17 protein-coding genes, 1 tRNA gene and 2 pseudogenes are annotated in these 14,596 nt (G+C 72.7%); 11 read left to right on the top strand and 9 right to left on the bottom strand.

Going from position 1 to position 14,596, the window contains the following annotated elements:
- The first annotated feature begins 19 nt into the window (after positions 1–19).
- From ACQP04_RS00880 to ACQP04_RS00870, 3 genes are all read left to right on the top strand, one after another.
- Complete coding sequence (locus ACQP04_RS00880) at positions 20–1,351, top strand: MFS transporter (protein ID WP_433505192.1); 1,332 nt, start codon at positions 20–22, stop codon at positions 1,349–1,351.
- Positions 1,352–1,391: 40 nt separating this feature from the next.
- On the top strand, positions 1,392–2,807 hold the full coding sequence (locus ACQP04_RS00875) for an amidase (RefSeq protein ID WP_433505191.1): 1,416 nt from the start codon (positions 1,392–1,394) through the stop codon (positions 2,805–2,807).
- A 189-nt stretch (positions 2,808–2,996) separates the two neighbouring features.
- A complete protein-coding gene (locus ACQP04_RS00870) occupies positions 2,997–3,317 on the top strand; it encodes a YbjQ family protein (RefSeq protein WP_345380731.1) in 321 nt (106 codons plus the stop codon).
- On the opposite strand, the gene ACQP04_RS00865 is transcribed toward ACQP04_RS00870, so the two are convergent.
- Positions 3,284–4,420, bottom strand: coding sequence for a threonine synthase (locus ACQP04_RS00865; RefSeq protein ID WP_433505190.1), 1,137 nt, complete (start codon positions 4,418–4,420; stop codon positions 3,284–3,286). The genes ACQP04_RS00870 and ACQP04_RS00865 overlap by 34 nt on opposite strands.
- Positions 4,421–4,618: 198 nt before the next feature.
- Here ACQP04_RS00865 and ACQP04_RS00860 point away from each other — a divergent pair, with 198 nt between their 5' ends.
- The gene (locus tag ACQP04_RS00860; protein WP_433505189.1) at positions 4,619–5,230 is read left to right on the top strand and encodes a F0F1 ATP synthase subunit B; all 612 of its coding nucleotides are present in this window, start codon (positions 4,619–4,621) and stop codon (positions 5,228–5,230) included.
- A gap of 65 nt (positions 5,231–5,295) precedes the next feature.
- On the opposite strand, the gene ACQP04_RS00855 is transcribed toward ACQP04_RS00860, so the two are convergent.
- Complete coding sequence (locus ACQP04_RS00855; RefSeq protein ID WP_433505188.1) at positions 5,296–5,976, bottom strand: hypothetical protein; 681 nt, start codon at positions 5,974–5,976, stop codon at positions 5,296–5,298.
- A 261-nt stretch (positions 5,977–6,237) separates the two neighbouring features.
- Between ACQP04_RS00855 and ACQP04_RS00850 the strand changes: the two genes are divergently transcribed.
- The 3 genes and pseudogenes from ACQP04_RS00850 (at position 6,238) to ACQP04_RS00840 (ending at position 7,783) form a co-directional block, all read left to right on the top strand.
- Complete coding sequence (locus ACQP04_RS00850) at positions 6,238–6,411, top strand: hypothetical protein (protein WP_433505187.1); 174 nt, start codon at positions 6,238–6,240, stop codon at positions 6,409–6,411.
- A 313-nt stretch (positions 6,412–6,724) separates the two neighbouring features.
- A pseudogene (locus ACQP04_RS00845) lies at positions 6,725–6,961 on the top strand (sigma-70 factor domain-containing protein); the annotation flags it as partial.
- A 42-nt stretch (positions 6,962–7,003) separates the two neighbouring features.
- On the top strand, positions 7,004–7,783 hold the full coding sequence (locus ACQP04_RS00840) for a sigma-70 family RNA polymerase sigma factor (RefSeq protein ID WP_433508515.1): 780 nt from the start codon (positions 7,004–7,006) through the stop codon (positions 7,781–7,783).
- 16 nt (positions 7,784–7,799) lie between these two features.
- On the opposite strand, the gene ACQP04_RS00835 is transcribed toward ACQP04_RS00840, so the two are convergent.
- The 3 genes from ACQP04_RS00835 to ACQP04_RS00825 form a co-directional block, all read right to left on the bottom strand.
- Positions 7,800–7,997: a hypothetical protein gene (locus ACQP04_RS00835; protein ID WP_433505186.1), complete on the bottom strand. Its 198-nt coding sequence runs from the start codon at positions 7,995–7,997 to the stop codon at positions 7,800–7,802.
- A gap of 209 nt (positions 7,998–8,206) precedes the next feature.
- Positions 8,207–8,464 (bottom strand): DUF5994 family protein, encoded by a 258-nt coding sequence (locus tag ACQP04_RS00830; RefSeq protein ID WP_433505185.1) that lies wholly within the window; start codon positions 8,462–8,464, stop codon positions 8,207–8,209.
- 234 nt (positions 8,465–8,698) lie between these two features.
- Positions 8,699–8,905, bottom strand: a complete 207-nt coding sequence (locus tag ACQP04_RS00825; protein WP_433505184.1) for a hypothetical protein — start codon at positions 8,903–8,905, stop codon at positions 8,699–8,701.
- A 405-nt stretch (positions 8,906–9,310) separates the two neighbouring features.
- On the opposite strand from ACQP04_RS00825, the gene ACQP04_RS00820 reads away from it, so the two are divergent.
- Both ACQP04_RS00820 and ACQP04_RS00815 read left to right on the top strand, forming a co-directional pair.
- Positions 9,311–9,514 carry a cold-shock protein gene (locus tag ACQP04_RS00820; RefSeq protein WP_433505183.1) on the top strand — a complete coding sequence of 68 codons (204 nt, stop codon included), beginning with the start codon at positions 9,311–9,313 and terminating at the stop codon, positions 9,512–9,514.
- A 95-nt stretch (positions 9,515–9,609) separates the two neighbouring features.
- Positions 9,610–10,567 (top strand): annotated as a pseudogene (locus ACQP04_RS00815) (acyl-CoA desaturase).
- Between the two features lie 151 nt (positions 10,568–10,718).
- Here the strand turns inward: ACQP04_RS00815 and ACQP04_RS00810 are convergent.
- Positions 10,719–10,806, bottom strand: a tRNA-Ser gene (locus tag ACQP04_RS00810).
- A gap of 40 nt (positions 10,807–10,846) precedes the next feature.
- Complete coding sequence (locus ACQP04_RS00805) at positions 10,847–11,338, bottom strand: MarR family winged helix-turn-helix transcriptional regulator (RefSeq protein ID WP_433505182.1); 492 nt, start codon at positions 11,336–11,338, stop codon at positions 10,847–10,849.
- 194 nt (positions 11,339–11,532) lie between these two features.
- Here ACQP04_RS00805 and ypfJ point away from each other — a divergent pair, with 194 nt between their 5' ends.
- Positions 11,533–12,489, top strand: coding sequence for a KPN_02809 family neutral zinc metallopeptidase (gene ypfJ / locus ACQP04_RS00800; RefSeq protein WP_433505181.1), 957 nt, complete (start codon positions 11,533–11,535; stop codon positions 12,487–12,489).
- Positions 12,490–12,507: 18 nt separating this feature from the next.
- Here ypfJ and ACQP04_RS00795 read toward each other — a convergent pair whose 3' ends face one another.
- Complete coding sequence (locus ACQP04_RS00795) at positions 12,508–12,810, bottom strand: DUF2695 domain-containing protein (RefSeq protein ID WP_433505180.1); 303 nt, start codon at positions 12,808–12,810, stop codon at positions 12,508–12,510.
- Positions 12,811–12,905: 95 nt separating this feature from the next.
- The gene (locus ACQP04_RS00790) at positions 12,906–13,556 is read right to left on the bottom strand and encodes a GNAT family N-acetyltransferase (RefSeq protein ID WP_433505179.1); all 651 of its coding nucleotides are present in this window, start codon (positions 13,554–13,556) and stop codon (positions 12,906–12,908) included.
- A 56-nt stretch (positions 13,557–13,612) separates the two neighbouring features.
- Here ACQP04_RS00790 and ACQP04_RS00785 point away from each other — a divergent pair, with 56 nt between their 5' ends.
- A complete protein-coding gene (locus tag ACQP04_RS00785; protein ID WP_433505178.1) occupies positions 13,613–14,596 on the top strand; it encodes an NAD(P)H-quinone oxidoreductase in 984 nt (327 codons plus the stop codon).

Raw genomic sequence — 14,596 nt, 5'->3', positions numbered from 1 at the left:
GACGACGGGGAGCAGACCGATGACCGGCACCACGGATTCTCGCGACGACGAGGCGATCCAACGGTCCCAGCGGCGGCGGGCGGTGGTCGCCTCGACCGTCGGAACGACCATCGAGTGGTACGACTTCTTCCTCTACGGGACGGCGGCCGCGCTCGTCTTCCCGAAGCTCTTCTTCCCGGGCGAGGACCCCTACGTCGGGATCCTGCTCGCCTTCGGCACGCAGTTCGCCGGCTTCGCGGCGCGGCCGATCGGCGCGGCGATCTTCGGCCACTACGGCGACCGGATCGGCCGCAAGTCCACCCTGATCATCACGTTGCTGCTGATGGGGATCGGGACGGCGCTGATCGGCGTGCTGCCGTCGTACGCCGCAATCGGCATCGCCGCACCCCTCCTGCTGACGATCCTGCGGATCGTGCAGGGCGTCGCGGTCGGCGGCGAGTGGGGCGGGTCCGTGCTGCTCGCCATGGAGTGGGGCCACGCCAAGCAGCGCGGGTTCATGGCCAGCTGGCCGCAGCTCGGCGTCCCGCTCGGCCTGCTCCTGTCCACCGGTCTGGTGCAGCTGATGTCCTCCACCACCGGCCCAGCCTTCCTCACCTGGGGCTGGCGGGTGCCGTTCCTGGTGAGCGTGGTGCTGGTCGGCGTCGGGCTCTACGTCCGGCTCCGGGTGCTGGAGAGTCCCGAGTTCGCCGCGGTCAAGGCGAAGCAGACCGTCGTGAAGATGCCGATCGTGGACGCCTTCCGCACCCAGTGGCGGGAGATCCTGAGCTCGGCCTTCGTGCGGCTCTCCGAGCAGGCGCCCTTCTACCTGTTCATCACGTTCGTGCTCAGCTACGGAACCCAGCAACTGCAGCTGGCCCGGGGTTCGTTGCTGAACGCCACGCTCGTCGCCGCCGCGATCGGCCTGTTCAGCGTGCCCTTCTTCGGCTGGCTGTCGGACCGCATCGGCCGGCGGACCATGTACGGCATCGGCATCGTGTGCACCGCGCTGTTCGCCTTCCCGTACTTCGGGCTGCTGAACACCCGCGTCGGTGTGCTGGTGCTGCTGGCGATCGTGCTGTCGCTGGTCTTCCACGACATGCAGTACGGCCCGCAGGCCGCGCTCATCGCCGAGAGCTTCGGCACCAACATCCGCTACAGCGGCGCCGGCCTGGGCTACCAGCTCGCCTCGGTGATCGCGGGCGGGCCCGCCCCGCTGATCGCGGCGTACATCCTCAAGAACACCGGGTCCAGTACGGGGATCTCCTGGTACATCGTCATCTGCTGCGTCATCGCGATGATCGCGCTCCTGGTGATGCCGAGACGCTCGCTGACGGACGAGCGGTCGGTGCAGGCCGCCGTCACGCAGGGGTAGGACCGGGCCCGCCCGCGTCCCGGCGATACGGTCCGTGGTCGTGACGGACGTCTGCTTCGAGACCGCCCGCGGCATGGCGGCAGCGCTGCGCCGCAAGGAGATCTCCGCGCGCGAGCTGGTCGGGGCCCATCTCGACCGGATCGGGTCCTGCAACGGGGCGGTCAACGCCGTCGTCACGCTGGTCGCGGAGCGTGCCCTTGCCGAGGCCGCGGCGGCCGACGAGCGGCTCGCGGCGGGCGAGCCGGTCGGGCCGCTGCACGGCCTCCCGATGGCGCACAAGGACACGCACGCCACGGCCGGGATCCGCACCACGAAGGGTTCGCCGATCCTGGCCGACGAGGTGCCGGCGGAGGACGAGCTCGTGATCGAGCGGATCCGGGCCGCCGGGGCGATCACGCTCGGCAAGACCAACGTGCCGGAGTTCGCCGTCGGCTCGCACACGTTCAACCCGCTCTTCGGGGCCACCCGCAACCCCTACGACCTGGGCCGCAGTGCGGGCGGCAGCTCGGGGGGCGCCGCCGCGGCGCTGGCCACGGGCATGCACCCGCTCGCCGACGGCAGCGACATGGGCGGCTCGCTGCGCAACCCGGCCTCGTTCTGCAACGTCGTCGGGCTGCGGCCGGCACCCGGCCGCGTGCCGTCGCACCCCACCGAGCTGGCCTACTCGACGATGAGCGTGCAAGGACCGATGGCGCGCACCGTCTCGGACGTCGCGCTGCTGCTGTCGGTCATGGCCGGCCCGGACCCGCGCTGCCCCATCTCCATCGAGGAGCCGGGCTCGGTGTTCGACGCGCCGCTCGAGCGGGACCTGACCGGGCTGCGGGTCGCCTGGTCCCCCGACCTGGGCGGCTCGATCCCGGTCGACGCGGCCGTGACGGCGGCGCTCGAGCCGCAGGTCCGGGCGTTCGAGGAGCTCGGCGCCACGGTGGAGCGGGCCGACCCGGACCTGCGCGGGGCGGACGAGGTGTTCCGCACCCTGCGGGCCTGGAGCTTCGCGGTGTCGATGGGCCCGCTGCTGGCCCGGCACCGGGACCGGATGAAGGCGACGCTCGTCGGCAACATCGAGGAGGGGCGGCGGCTGACCGGCGCGGACGTGGCGCGCGCCGAGATCCTGCACTCCGCCCTGTTCCAGCGGATGCGGCGGTTCTACGAGCGGTACGACGTGCTCGCGCTGCCGGTCTCGCAGGTGCCCCCGTTCCCGGTGGAGATGGAGTACCCGACCGAGATCGCGGGCGTCGCCCAGGGCTCCTACCTCGACTGGATGCGCTCGGCCTACCTGATCTCGGCCTTCGGCCACCCGGCGATCTCGGTGCCCGCCGGCTTCACCCCCGACGGGCTGCCGGTCGGGTTGCAGCTGGTCGGCGCGCACCGCGGGGAGGCGGGCCTCCTGCAGGTCGCGCACGCCTTCGAGCAGGCCACCCGGGTCGGCGAGCGCCGGCCCCCGCTGGTCGTCTGACGTGCGTCGCCCCCGGCACCCAGGAGGTGCCGGGGGCGGCGAGATTCGCGTCAGCTCCCCCTGACGCGGTGGCTTCGAGCTCGTGACCAGCATGAACCCGAGATGGAGCCGGCACCAGGTGGGTAATGTGCGTACACAAGATTGAGGATGCGGGCGCTAGGGTGGCCCTCCGATCCACGGGGGGACACCATGCTGATCACCACCATGAACGACGTTCCGGGACACCGGATCACGCAGGTCCACGGCGAGGTCTTCGGGCTCACGGTGCGCTCGCGCAACGTCGGCTCGCAGCTCGGCGCGGCCTTCAAGTCGCTCGCCGGCGGCGAGCTCAAGGGCATGACGAAGAACCTCGAGGCCAGCCGCGAGGAGGCGATCGACCGGCTCACCCGGGCCGCCGAGGCGCACGGGGCCAACGCCGTGGTCGCGATGCGCTTCGACACCACGGAGATGGGCGACACCTGGTCCGAGGTGTGCGCCTACGGCACGGCCTGCTCGGTCGAACCCGCCTGAAGCAGCTCCGCGACGGCATCGGCGGCCTTCAGCCCCGAGCCGGTCAGCACGGCGACCACCCGCTCGCCGGGGTGCAGCGCGCCGCGGTCCCGGAACGCCCGGACCGCGGGGACGACCTGCGCGCTCGTCGGCTCGGCGTAGAGGCCGCGGCGGGCGAGCTCCAGCGTCGCCGGGCCGATCTCCTCCTCCGGCACGGCCACCATCGTGCCGCCGGAGGCGCGCACGGCCGCGAGGACCTCCCGGTCCCGCACGGGCTGCGCGATCGCCGTGCCCTCGGCGATCGTGCGGGGCCAGGCGGCGGGCGCGACGGCGGCGGACCCCGCCTCGAAGGCCGCGACGAGCGGGCTGCAGCGCCGCGGCTGCGCGACCAGCAGCCGGGGCCGGCGGTCGATCGCGCCGGCCACGAGCAGCTCGCCGAAGCCCAGGTGGCAGCCCAGCACGAGGCTGCCGGCGCCGCACGGGAGGACGACGGCGTCCGGCGCCGCGAAGCCCAGGTCCTCCCAGATCTCGTAGGCCAGCAGCTTCGTGCCCTGCAGGAAGAACGGATGCCAGTTGTGGCTGGCGTAGAAGACCCCGGCCGAGCGGCGGACGGCCTCGTCGGCCGTGGCCTGCCGGCTGCCCGGGACGAGGTCGACGGTCGCCCCGTGTGCGCGGCTCTGCCGGATCTTGGCCGGTGAGGTGGACTCCGGCACGAGGATCGTGGCCGCGATCCCGGCCGCCGCGGCGTAGGCGGCCACGGACGAGCCGCCGTTGCCGCTGCTGTCCTCGAGGATCGCGGGCACGCCCTGGGCGCGAAGCACGGAGAGCATCACCGAGCTGCCGCGGTCCTTGAAGCTTGCCGTGGGGCTGAACCACTCGAGCTTGAGGCCGAGGTCCACGTCGTCGACCCGGTGGGGAAGCAGCGGGGTGAGACCCTCGCCGAGCGTCACGGGCTCCAGCGGGAGGGGCAGGGCCGCGGCGTAGCGCCACTGCGAGCGCACGGCCGGGTCGACCTCGCCGCGGGTGATCCCCGGCAGCGGCTCGACCAGGAGCGGGGAGCCGTCGTCGCCGCGCCAGCGCGGCTCGTCGAGCGGGTAGCGGCGTCCGGACCTGTCGAGGAGCATCACCCGCCATCCTGGCGCACCCGCGCTCGGATGTCGGGCTCGGCCGCCACCGTCCGCACCCGTGACGACCGGCGGGATCCGGGCGCCGAAGGAGCGGGAGAACACACCGCAGGGGTTCGACCTGACCCGGGTGGTAGTGGCGCGGACCCGGTCCGGCAACATAACGTCGTACCCGGATCGACGACCTCAGGGGGCCGTATGTCATCGCAGGGCTCGGACAAGCACTCGGCCGTGGCGGCGGTGGTGTCCGCCATCGTGGCGGTCGGACTGCTCGCCCTGCTGTTCCTCGTGGTCACCGGCTTCGCCCCGCCGCTGGGCGCGAGCGGCGTCGAGATGATCGTCGGCCTGATCGGCTTCGGGGTGCTCTACTGGCTCCTGGCGAAGCTCGTCTTCCCGCAGTTCGAGAAGCTCTACGCCGAGCGCGAGGACCGGATCGAGGGCGGCCTCGCCCGCGCCGAGGAGACCCGCAACCAGGCGCTGGAGCTCAAGCAGCAGTACGAGGAGCAGCTCGCCGAGGCCCGCGCCGAGGCCGCGCGCATCCGCGACACCGCCCGGTCCGAGGGCGCCGAGGTCAAGGCCGAGCTGCGGGCGGAGGCCGAGCAGGACGCCGCCGCCATCCGCGCCCGCGCCGCCGACGAGATCGCCACGCAGCGGGCCACGGCCGCGCAGGCCCTGCACGCGGACCTGGGTGCGCTCTCGACGCAGATGGCCGAGCGGATCCTGGGCAGCACGCTGTCGGACCGCGGCTCCTCCGCGATCGACCGCCACCTGGCCGAGCTCCAGGGCTCGCAGCGCTCCGCCACGAACTGAGTTCGTCGTCGCCGGACCCCGCCGCACTCGGTGCGGCGGGGTTCGGTCGTTCTCGGGCCCCGCGGTCAGGGACTGCGCCGTTGTGCGCGGCCGGGTTGTGCCTGGGCGATCGCGGTACCGGCCCGCGGGAGGAGGCCGCCGACGGCGCAGGCCAGGAAGCAGAGGGCGCCGGCCGCGGTGGTCCAGTTCGCCGCGGCCAGGTCCAGCATCGAGCCCGTGCCGGGGACGACGTACCCGGCGACCGCCGCGATCCCGAACAGGATGCAGCCGAGCAGGTTGACCCCCGGCTGCCACCACCCGCGCCCCTGCCGCGCCGGGAGCAGCCCGTGGCGGGCGGAGGCGCGGTAGGCGATCGCGCCCGAGACCAGGAAGCAGATCGAGCCCACGGCGTCCGGGCGCCAGACGAGCCGGTCGTAGAGCGGGTCGTCGAGCGTGACCAACAGCGCCCGGAAGGTCGTGACGTTGAACGACAGCGTCCCCACCCACTGGACCGTCGCCGCCCACCAGGCCGCGCGACCCGCGCCCGGCTCGTCCCGCCCCGGCGCCGCCAGCACGGTCTGCAACGTCCCGCCCGCGGTGAAGAACAGCGACGCGACGAAGAACGTGATCGCGTCCGCCTGCGGCCCCACCAGGTCGATGTAGCCCGGGAAGGGCCCGAGGACGAAGCCGACCGATCCGACGGCGAACGCCGCGGCCATCGCACGCCCGAGCCTGACCGCGTGGCGCTCGCCGGATCCGGCCGTCATGTGGGCCAGTCCAGCCGGTGCCGGTGGCGGCGGGATCACCCCTCGGGGAGGAGAGCGCGACCGCGCGACCGACCGTGCCTGGACGAGCCCCGACTCTCCCGGTCGCCGTGCACGGCTCCCTCTTCCCGGCTGCGGCGACCCACCGGGCGACCGCACGATCACTACGATCGGTGGTTCACCGACGTGTTACCGCTGGTGGAGAGTGGACGAGTGCGGCCACCTGGCAGCCGCCGGAGGCGACCCTCCCACAAGGAGTCATCAATGGCCGATCAGAGTCTCAGTGAGCAGGCCCGCGAGGCCGTCCTCGATGCGATCATCAAGGCCGCGCCGAAGGTGGGGAACAGTCCCGCAGGAGTTCGCGACCTCGCGGAGGCGTACGCCCTGCTGGAGCGCAATCTCGTGCCCGTCGCCGGGGTGGTACGGAACAAGACCTGAGCCGGCTTCTCCGGCAGCCGACGCAGGTGGTGGGCAACTCCGCGGCGAGGTCCGGTCCGACGGTCCGACACCCATCGGATGCATCGGCGCGGTGAGCGTTCCGCTCGTCGACCGCCGTCGACCCGGCGCCCACTACGGCGTGACCGGTTCGCTCACCCGTTCACCTCGCAGCTCCGGGCCGAACCCGGGCACGGTCGGCGATGCGGTCGACAGATGCCGTGCGACCCCGTAGCGTCGATCGTGCAGCGGTGCCCGTCTCACAGGCCTCGGACATCCACCCGACCAGCCGAGTCCCGGCACGAGAGGGTTCGCGATGCCGACCCGAACCGCACGCTCCGCCGGCACGACATCACGACGACCTCCGCGTGCTCCCCGTGCACGGACCGCCGAGTCCCTCCTGACAGCGGGGAGGGCCGCCGACGACGTCGACCCTCCCCGCGCACATCCGCGCGACGACGAGGGGACGGCCGCACTGTCGGCGTACCTCGTCCGCATCCGCAGGGTCCCGCTTCTCGCCGCGGCCGAGGAGGTCGCACTGGGCGGCCGCATCGAGACCGGCGTCCTGGCCGCGGAGCGACTCCACAGCCTGACCGTGGACGACTGCGACGGCGTGCTGGGGTGCGATCTTCGCCTTCTGGTTCGGGACGGGGCCCGCGCCCGCGAGGGTCTGATCACGGCCAATCTGCGGTTGGTGGTCTCCATCGCCCGCCGCTACGGCTCGGCCGACGTTCCCCTGCTCGACCTGATCCAGGAAGGCAACATCGGCCTGATGCGCGCGGTCGACAAGTTCGACCACGCGCGCGGGTACAGGTTCTCCACCTACGCCACGTGGTGGATCAGGCAGGCGATCGGACGCGGTCGGGCCGAGCAGGCCCGCGCGATCCGACTTCCGTCGAACAAGGCGGACCTGATCGCGAGGCTCGCCCGTGTGCGGAGCCGCCTCGCCCAGGATCTCGACCGGGAGGCCACGGTCACCGAGATGGGGTCGGCGCTCGGCGTCCCGCCCGCCGTGGTGGAACTGTTGCTCCTGCACACCCGCGCCCCGGTGTCGTTGGACCAACCCCTCGACGGGGCAGGGACCGGCACGTTCGGCGAACTGCTCGCCGATCCCCAGGCGACCGACCCCCAGGCAGCAGCCCTCGGGCAGGCACGTTCGCGACAGGTCGCCGTCGTGCTCGCCGCGCTTCCGGAACGGGAGTCCGAACTCATCCGTCTGCGGTTCGGGTTCGTCGACGGGCGTCCCCGCACCCTCGACGAGATCGGCACGCTCCTGGGTGTCAGCAGGGAACGGATCCGTCAGATCGAGGAACGAACCATGGCGAAGCTGCGCCGGCCCGAGCTGTCCAGGCTCGTGCGGGAGTACGTCGAGTAGATCGTTCGGCGGCGGGTCACGCCTGGTCGGCGGGTCGCCCGTCGAGCCCGAGCATGGCCAGCAGCTCCGCGCAGTCCTCGGCATCGATCGCCCTGCCGGCGACCACCCGCGCGGCCCGCCTGCCCTGTGCCGCGCAGCTGACCTCGTAGGCAGCCTGGGCTGCCTGGTAGCGCCCGTCGGCCTTGCCGAATCCGTGGTGTCCAGTCCGGCTCATCGCTTCTCCTCCGGCCGGCCGCACGGTCCCGCAGGCCGGCGGCGTCCTCGTGGTGGTCATGCGGTGGTGTCGACGACAGGGTTCTCGTGGCCGTCGCTGTGATCTCGCAGCACGCGCTCTCGCAGCTCCGCTGCGACTGTCTCGCGGCCGGCGCTCCCGGCGCGGTCGGCACGTGAGCCTCGTGACCGAGGGTCGGTGGTCCACATGAGCTACTGCGCCCGTTCCGGGATGTCGTCCGGGGGAGCTGCGGCCAGCAGCTCGTCGATGCTGTTCGCGTTGCCCTCGGTCCCAGCGGCCGTCAGTACCGCGGACGCGAGCTCGGGCGGGGTGTCGGGTGGGATCACGAGCAACGTGGCTCGGTGCTGCTCGGCGAGCACGTCGACCGTGTGTGCGGCGATCGAGTGGAAGCCGCCCAACGCACCGTCGACCTGGCCGGTGACACCCGAGCCGACGGACTCGACCGACATCCGGAGCCGCGGCTCGCCGCGGGCGGCAGGACCGGCCCGGCTGATCGGAGCCGCGCCGTCTGCAGAAGTGAGGGGTGCGGATGACAGGGGTGCCGATGTCATACCGGTGCTTCCCGTTCCCGGGCGGGTTCACCCGGTGTCAGAGTTCGCAGAGAACGACATCGGCAGGCCGCCGACATGCGGAAAGAACTCTGTACCGTCACCATACGCCCTGCGGGGCGCCAGGCGGCTGCGCTACTCGTTGTCCGGGTCGAGGTCATGCAGGATCGCGTCGTTCTCGCCCTCGGTGAGCAGAGCGCTCTCGCCGTCCTGCCGGTCGGACGGCGTGAGGCAGCGCGGGCACACGACCTTTCCGTCGTCGTAGACCTGCCAGTCGATGTAGTCGGCCGAAGCGGAGTCGACGAGTCGACCGCATCGACTGCACTGCTCGGTGTGGGGCATGGCGGTGTGCACCCTCCCGTCGTTCGGACTGAGCACACGGCTCGGGATGACAAGGCGCCGGCACCCTCAGCCTGACGCCGGTCAACCCCTGGCGCAATCACGTGGGCACCGGCTCTGGGGTCGAGCAGGCGCCGGGCCCTCGGACAGCGGCACGAGCCGTGCTCTCCTCGCCGCCCGCGGCGAGCTCCGACCGTCGGCGACACGAAGTTGCGCCGATCGGGAACCTTCGGGCACCTGCGGCCGTTCATCACACAGGTCGTTCGGTTTTCGAGGTTCGTGTCACGCACGCTCGCGAGAACAAGCGGTGGATCGTGTGGACGGCGTCACCAGGACGCCCGACGCCGGCTCCACCAGGGCCGGCCTGGCCCCGCACGTCGCGGAGCCCAGGACCAGCGAGGAGCAGACATGGCACAGGGAACCGTGAAGTGGTTCAACGGCGAGAAGGGCTTCGGCTTCATCCAGCAGGACGGCGGCGGTGCCGACGTCTTCGTCCACTATTCGGCCATCGACGGCGGCGGCTTCCGCAACCTCGACGAGGGCCAGCGGGTGGAGTTCGAGGTCGACCAGGGCCAGAAGGGCCCGCAGGCGACCGGCGTGCGCGTCATCTGAGCCGAGGCACGTCCCACACTCGACAGGAGCCCGCTTCCCGCCAGGGAGGCGGGCTCCTGTCGTACCCGCGGCCCCTTCTGAGGAGCATCGACCCGGTGACCACAGTCAACGTTGTCGCGCCCGAGCGACCCGCACGACGATCACCCGAGCCCGTACTCGACCGGGAGAGGCCCGCGCCGAGCAGCTGCTCATCGGCATGTTCACCGCCGTGCCCACCCTCGCACTCCTGGCGGCCGTCCCGCTGGCCTGGGGCTGGGCCCTGACCTGGACCGACATCGGGCTCGCGGCCGGTTTCTCCGTGGTCTCGATCCTCGGGGTCACCGTCGGGTTCCACCGCCACTCCACCCACCGGTCGTTCAAGGCGAACCGCGGGCTCCGCAACGCGCTGGCCATCGCCGGCAGCCTCGTGCTGCAAGGGGACGTCATCTCGTGGGCCGCCGACCACCGCCGCCACCACGCCTTCACCGACAAGGAGGGCGACCCGCACTCGCCCTGGCTGTTCGGCACCACCCCGGCCGCGCTGGCGCGGGGCTTCTGGCACGCCCACACCGGCTGGTTGTTCGGGCGCGACCGCACCAACCCCGCTCGCTTCACCCCCGATCTTCTCGCCGACCGCGACATCGCCCGCATCAGCCGGCAGTTCCCGCTGCGGACGGCGTCAGCCTGCTCACGCCCGCGCTGCTGGGTGGTCTGATCTCGATGTCGTGGTGGGGTGCGCTCACCGCGTTCTTCTGGGCCGGACTGGTCCGCGCAGGGCTGCTGCACCACGTCACCTGGTCGATCAACTCGATCTGCCACATGATCGGCGCGTTCGCGGGGCAGGGTCGGGCCACGAACTTCTGGCCGCTCGCGATCCTGTCGATGGGCGAGTCCTGGCACAACCTGCACCATGCCGATCCCACCTGCGCGCGCCACGGCGTGCAGCGCGGCCAGATCGACATCTCCGCGCGCGTGATCCGCATCCTCGAGCAGCTCGGCTGGGCCCGCGACGTGCGCTGGCCCACCCCCGTCCGCCTCGCCCGACTCCGCAACAGCCCGGCCCCGGGGCGGTGACGATCGTCACCCACGGCACGCCGAGGACACACCTCCGGCTCGGGGACCGGTCCTCAGGACGCCGAGGAGTCGGCCTCGACGCCTCGTGACGTGCCTCGGGTTCCGTCCCGGACCCGCTATCGCCCGGGACGGCGGCAGGGCCCTTCGGACGTGGCGGAAGCGGAGGGATTCGAACCCCCGGACACTCTCGTGTCTCTCGCTTTCAAGGCGAGTGCATTCGGCCGCTCTGCCACGCTTCCGTCGGGCAGCCTAGCGGCTGGCTGCGGACCCGGGTCGCGGCTACGAGCACTCCCGCAGGCCGGCGGCGACGCGCTCCATGAAGACCGCGGCCTGGGCCCGCTCCTCGGCGTCGAGCAGGTCGACGACGTACTTGCGCACACCGGTGACGTGGGTCGGCGCGGCGGCGACGAGCCGCTCGAAGCCGTACGGGGTGAGGGTGGCGAAGATGCCGCGGCCGTCGGAGACGTCACCGTCCCGGCGCACCAGCCCGGCCTTCTCCATCCGCGAGATCTGGTGCGACAGCCGCGACTTCGACAGAGCGAGCACGTCCGCGAGGGCGCTCATCCGCATCCGGTGACCGTCCTGTTCGGACAGCATGACGAGCACGCCGTAGTCGCCGTGGGAGAGGCCGTGCCCCTCCTGGAGATCACGGTTGAGCCGGTTCTCCAACAGCGTGGAGGAGAGGATCCAGGCGCGCCAGAACCGTTGCTCGCTCTCGTCCAGCCACGGGGTGGAGGACGCCTCCGGCTCATCCGACGCGTGATCCGTCACGACTGCGCACCCTACTGGGGGACCTCGGACCGGTGGTTCCGCGATGCGTCGCCGCCCGTCCGGCTCCGGCCCCGGGCCGCCCGGTGCGACCGTCCGGCCGGGGGCGCGCGTGATGTCGCTCCGACCGGCCCGGTGTGATGGGATCTCGTCGTCGGTCCGCGGGGCACCCGCCGGGCCTCGGGGGAGGAGCACGGATGCGGTTCGACGAGAACGCGGACCTGGACACGTCGAACATCGACGACCTGCGCGGATCCGGCGGGGGCGGCGGCGGGGTGGGCGGCCGGGTCGCCCTCGGCGGCGGCGGCCTCGGGATCGTGGGTCTCCTCGTCTTCTTCCTGCTCTCCTCCCTCAGCGGGGGCGGGGGCGGGGGCGGGGGCGGCACCTCCGGCGGCTTCGCGCTACCGGGCGGGCTCTCCGGGCTGCCCGCGGGCCAGAGCGCGGACAACACGCAGATCGCCGAGAGCTGCCGCACCGGCGCCGACGCCAACTCGAACCTCGACTGCGAGGTGACCGCGGTGGTCAACTCGCTCGACGGCTACTGGTCCGACGCGTTCGCCCGTGCCGGCCAGACCTACACCCCGCCCCGCACCAACTTCTTCTCCGGCCAGGTCAGCACGGGCGGGTGCGGCAGCGCGACCTCCGACGTGGGGCCCTTCTACTGCCCGGGCGACTCCGAGGTCTACATCGACCTCACCTTCTTCCAGGAGCTCGAGCAGCGGTTCGGCGCACAGGGCGGCCCCTTCGCCCGCTCCTACGTGATCGCGCACGAGTACGGGCACCACATCCAGAACCTGCTCGGCACCAACCGGCAGGTCCGCTCCGGAGACAGCGGCCCGACCTCCGGCTCGGTGCGGCTGGAGCTGCAGGCCGACTGCTACGCCGGGGTGTGGGGCAACCACGCCACCACGACCCCGACGGCCTCGGGCCGGCCGCTGATCACCGACGTGACCGACGCCGACGTGGCCGCCGCCCTCGACACCGCCGCGCGCATCGGCGACGACTACATCCAGAGCAACCTCGGCGGCGGCCGCGTCGACCAGAGCCAGTTCACGCACGGCAGCTCGGCCCAGCGGGAGAAGTGGTTCACCACCGGCTACGGCACCGGCGATCCCGCCCGCTGCGACACGTTCAGCACCAGCAACCTGGGCTGAGCCGCCACCGCACTCCCGTCACCGCTCCAGGGCCTCGAGCGCCTCGCAGTCGCACCGGGCCCCGAGCGCGCACAGGCCGCCCTCCAGCGGGTCCCACGGAACGCGGTGCGTGCGCGCCCAGCGCCGCGCCTCGCGCAGCGAGCCGTCGCAGCTGCGCACGGCGAGGCAGGCGGCGAGCCGGCCGCGCAGGGCGTCGACGTGGCCGGCGCGCATGCCCAGCACCACGCAGACGACCCGCTGCCACGCGGAGGCAGGCGGGACGTCGGAGGGATCGGGGAGTGCGGTCCGGTCGGGCTCGGGGTCACGGCCGTGAGTGGTCATGGCCGCACGGTCGGCCGCGGCACCGACGCTCCCGGCGCCCCCGAGCGGGACTGCGGCGAAGTTGTCCACAGGATCTGGGGCCTGTGGACAACTCCTCACGCCGCGCCGAGCAGTCCGGCAAGCTCCGGGCCGTGCCCCTCGACGACCAGCTCCCAGCCCGGCCGCGCGAACCGTTCCGCGGTCAGCCGCAGCCGCACGTTCTCCACCGGCTCCCCGCGCGGCGCCACGATCGAGATCCCGTCGCGCACGTAGCCGAGCTTCTCCGACACCCGCAGCGAGGCCACGTTGTCGGCGAACGCGTCGGAGCGGGCGTGCCGGGCGCCGAGGTGGTCGAACGCGTAGCCGAGGATCGCCGCCCGCATCTCCGTGCCGAACCCGCGGCCCTGGTGCTCCCGGCCGAGCCAGGAGCCCGAGTCCACCTCGCGCCGGGCGGCGAACTGGGTGGTCGTCAGGCTCTGCACCCCGATCACCCGGCCCTCGTGCCGCACCAGGAAGTGCAGCGCCCACGCCTCGGGCGCGAACCGGGCCCGTTCGGACCAGAAGTACTGCAAGGAGCCGCGGCCCATGTAGCGCTGATCCGCGTCCGTCCACGGCACGAGGAAGGGCATCCGGTCCGGCGGGTGGATGCCCGCGTAGGCGACCTCGACCAGCTCGGCCAGGCCCGCATCGTCGTCGGGGCGGAGCTCGAGCCGCGGGGTGCGCAGGACGAGGTCGCGCTGCGGCCAGTGCCGGACCGTTCCCACCATGGCGCAGCAGCCTGCCGGACTGCGTCCGCCGTGACGACGGAATAGCGTCCACGGTCATGTACGCGATCACGGTGGCGGAGCCGGGCGGGCCGGAGAACATGCGGTGGACCGAGGTCGAGGACCCGGAGCCGGGCCCCGGCGAGGTGCTGCTCGACGTCGTCGCCACAGCGGTCAACCGGGCCGACCTGCTGCAGCGCCAGGGGAACTACCCGCCCCCGCCCGGGGCGTCGGACATCATCGGCCTGGAGTGCTCCGGCCGGATCGCCGCGCTCGGCGAGGGGGTCACGGGCTGGTCGGTCGGCGAGGAGGTCTGCGCCCTGCTCGCGGGCGGCGGGTACGCGCAGAAGGTCGCGGTGCCGGCGGCCCAGCTGCTGCCGCAGCCCGAGCGAGTGGACCTGGAGACCGCCGGGAGCCTGCCCGAGGTGGCCTGCACGGTGTGGTCGAACGTCGTCGACCGGGCCGGCCTGACAGCGGGCGAGACCTTCCTGATCCAGGGCGGCAGCAGCGGCATCGGCACCCACGCGATCCAGGTGGCGAAGGCGTTGGGCGCCCGCGTCGCCGCCACGGCCAACCCCGCGCGGTTCGACGTCTGCCGCGAGCTGGGGGCCGACATCGTGATCGACTACAACGCCGACGTGCCGGAGGAGCTGAAGAAGGCCACGGACGGGCACGGGGCGGACGTCATCCTCGACAACATGGGCGCCAAGGGGCTCAAGGCCAACGTGGCCGCCCTCGCGGCCGACGGCCGACTGATGATCATCGGGATGCAGGGCGGGGTGAAGGCCGAGATCAACATCGGCGCGCTGCTGGCCAAGCGGGGCAGCGTCGCGGCGATGGGCCTGCGCGGGCGCCCGGTCGAGGGGCCGAACGGGAAGGGCGCGGTCGTCGCGGGCGTGCGCGAGCAGGTCTGGCCGCTGCTCGGCGACGGCCGGGTGAAGCCGGTCGTGCACGCCCGTTTCCCCTTGTCGCAGGCCGCCGAGGCGCACCGCACGCTGGAGGCCGGCGGCGTGGTGGGCAAGCTGCTGCTGGTCGCCGAGTAG

The sequence above is a fragment of the Pseudonocardia halophobica genome, assembly GCF_050948485.1.
Classification (GTDB): Bacteria; Actinomycetota; Actinomycetes; order Mycobacteriales; family Pseudonocardiaceae; genus Pseudonocardia; species Pseudonocardia halophobica.
This window is presented reverse-complemented; position numbering and strand designations above follow the sequence as displayed.

What these genes read in the sequence shown, in the direction of transcription:
- ACQP04_RS00785 (WP_433505178.1), top strand. Translation starts at nt 13,613, where the DNA reads ATGTACGCGATCACGGTGGCGGAGCCGGGCGGGCCGGAGAACATGCGG.
- ACQP04_RS00835 (WP_433505186.1), bottom strand. Translation starts at nt 7,997, where the DNA reads ATGAGCCGGACTGGACACCACGGATTCGGCAAGGCCGACGGGCGCTAC.
- ypfJ (WP_433505181.1), top strand. Translation starts at nt 11,533, where the DNA reads ATGCGGTTCGACGAGAACGCGGACCTGGACACGTCGAACATCGACGAC.
- ACQP04_RS00855 (WP_433505188.1), bottom strand. Translation starts at nt 5,976, where the DNA reads ATGACGGCCGGATCCGGCGAGCGCCACGCGGTCAGGCTCGGGCGTGCG.
- ACQP04_RS00820 (WP_433505183.1), top strand. Translation starts at nt 9,311, where the DNA reads ATGGCACAGGGAACCGTGAAGTGGTTCAACGGCGAGAAGGGCTTCGGC.
- ACQP04_RS00850 (WP_433505187.1), top strand. Translation starts at nt 6,238, where the DNA reads ATGGCCGATCAGAGTCTCAGTGAGCAGGCCCGCGAGGCCGTCCTCGAT.
- ACQP04_RS00825 (WP_433505184.1), bottom strand. Translation starts at nt 8,905, where the DNA reads ATGCCCCACACCGAGCAGTGCAGTCGATGCGGTCGACTCGTCGACTCC.
- ACQP04_RS00830 (WP_433505185.1), bottom strand. Translation starts at nt 8,464, where the DNA reads ATGTCGGTCGAGTCCGTCGGCTCGGGTGTCACCGGCCAGGTCGACGGT.
- ACQP04_RS00865 (WP_433505190.1), bottom strand. Translation starts at nt 4,420, where the DNA reads ATGCTCCTCGACAGGTCCGGACGCCGCTACCCGCTCGACGAGCCGCGC.
- ACQP04_RS00790 (WP_433505179.1), bottom strand. Translation starts at nt 13,556, where the DNA reads ATGGTGGGAACGGTCCGGCACTGGCCGCAGCGCGACCTCGTCCTGCGC.
- ACQP04_RS00860 (WP_433505189.1), top strand. Translation starts at nt 4,619, where the DNA reads ATGTCATCGCAGGGCTCGGACAAGCACTCGGCCGTGGCGGCGGTGGTG.
- ACQP04_RS00795 (WP_433505180.1), bottom strand. Translation starts at nt 12,810, where the DNA reads ATGACCACTCACGGCCGTGACCCCGAGCCCGACCGGACCGCACTCCCC.
- ACQP04_RS00870 (WP_345380731.1), top strand. Translation starts at nt 2,997, where the DNA reads ATGCTGATCACCACCATGAACGACGTTCCGGGACACCGGATCACGCAG.
- ACQP04_RS00880 (WP_433505192.1), top strand. Translation starts at nt 20, where the DNA reads ATGACCGGCACCACGGATTCTCGCGACGACGAGGCGATCCAACGGTCC.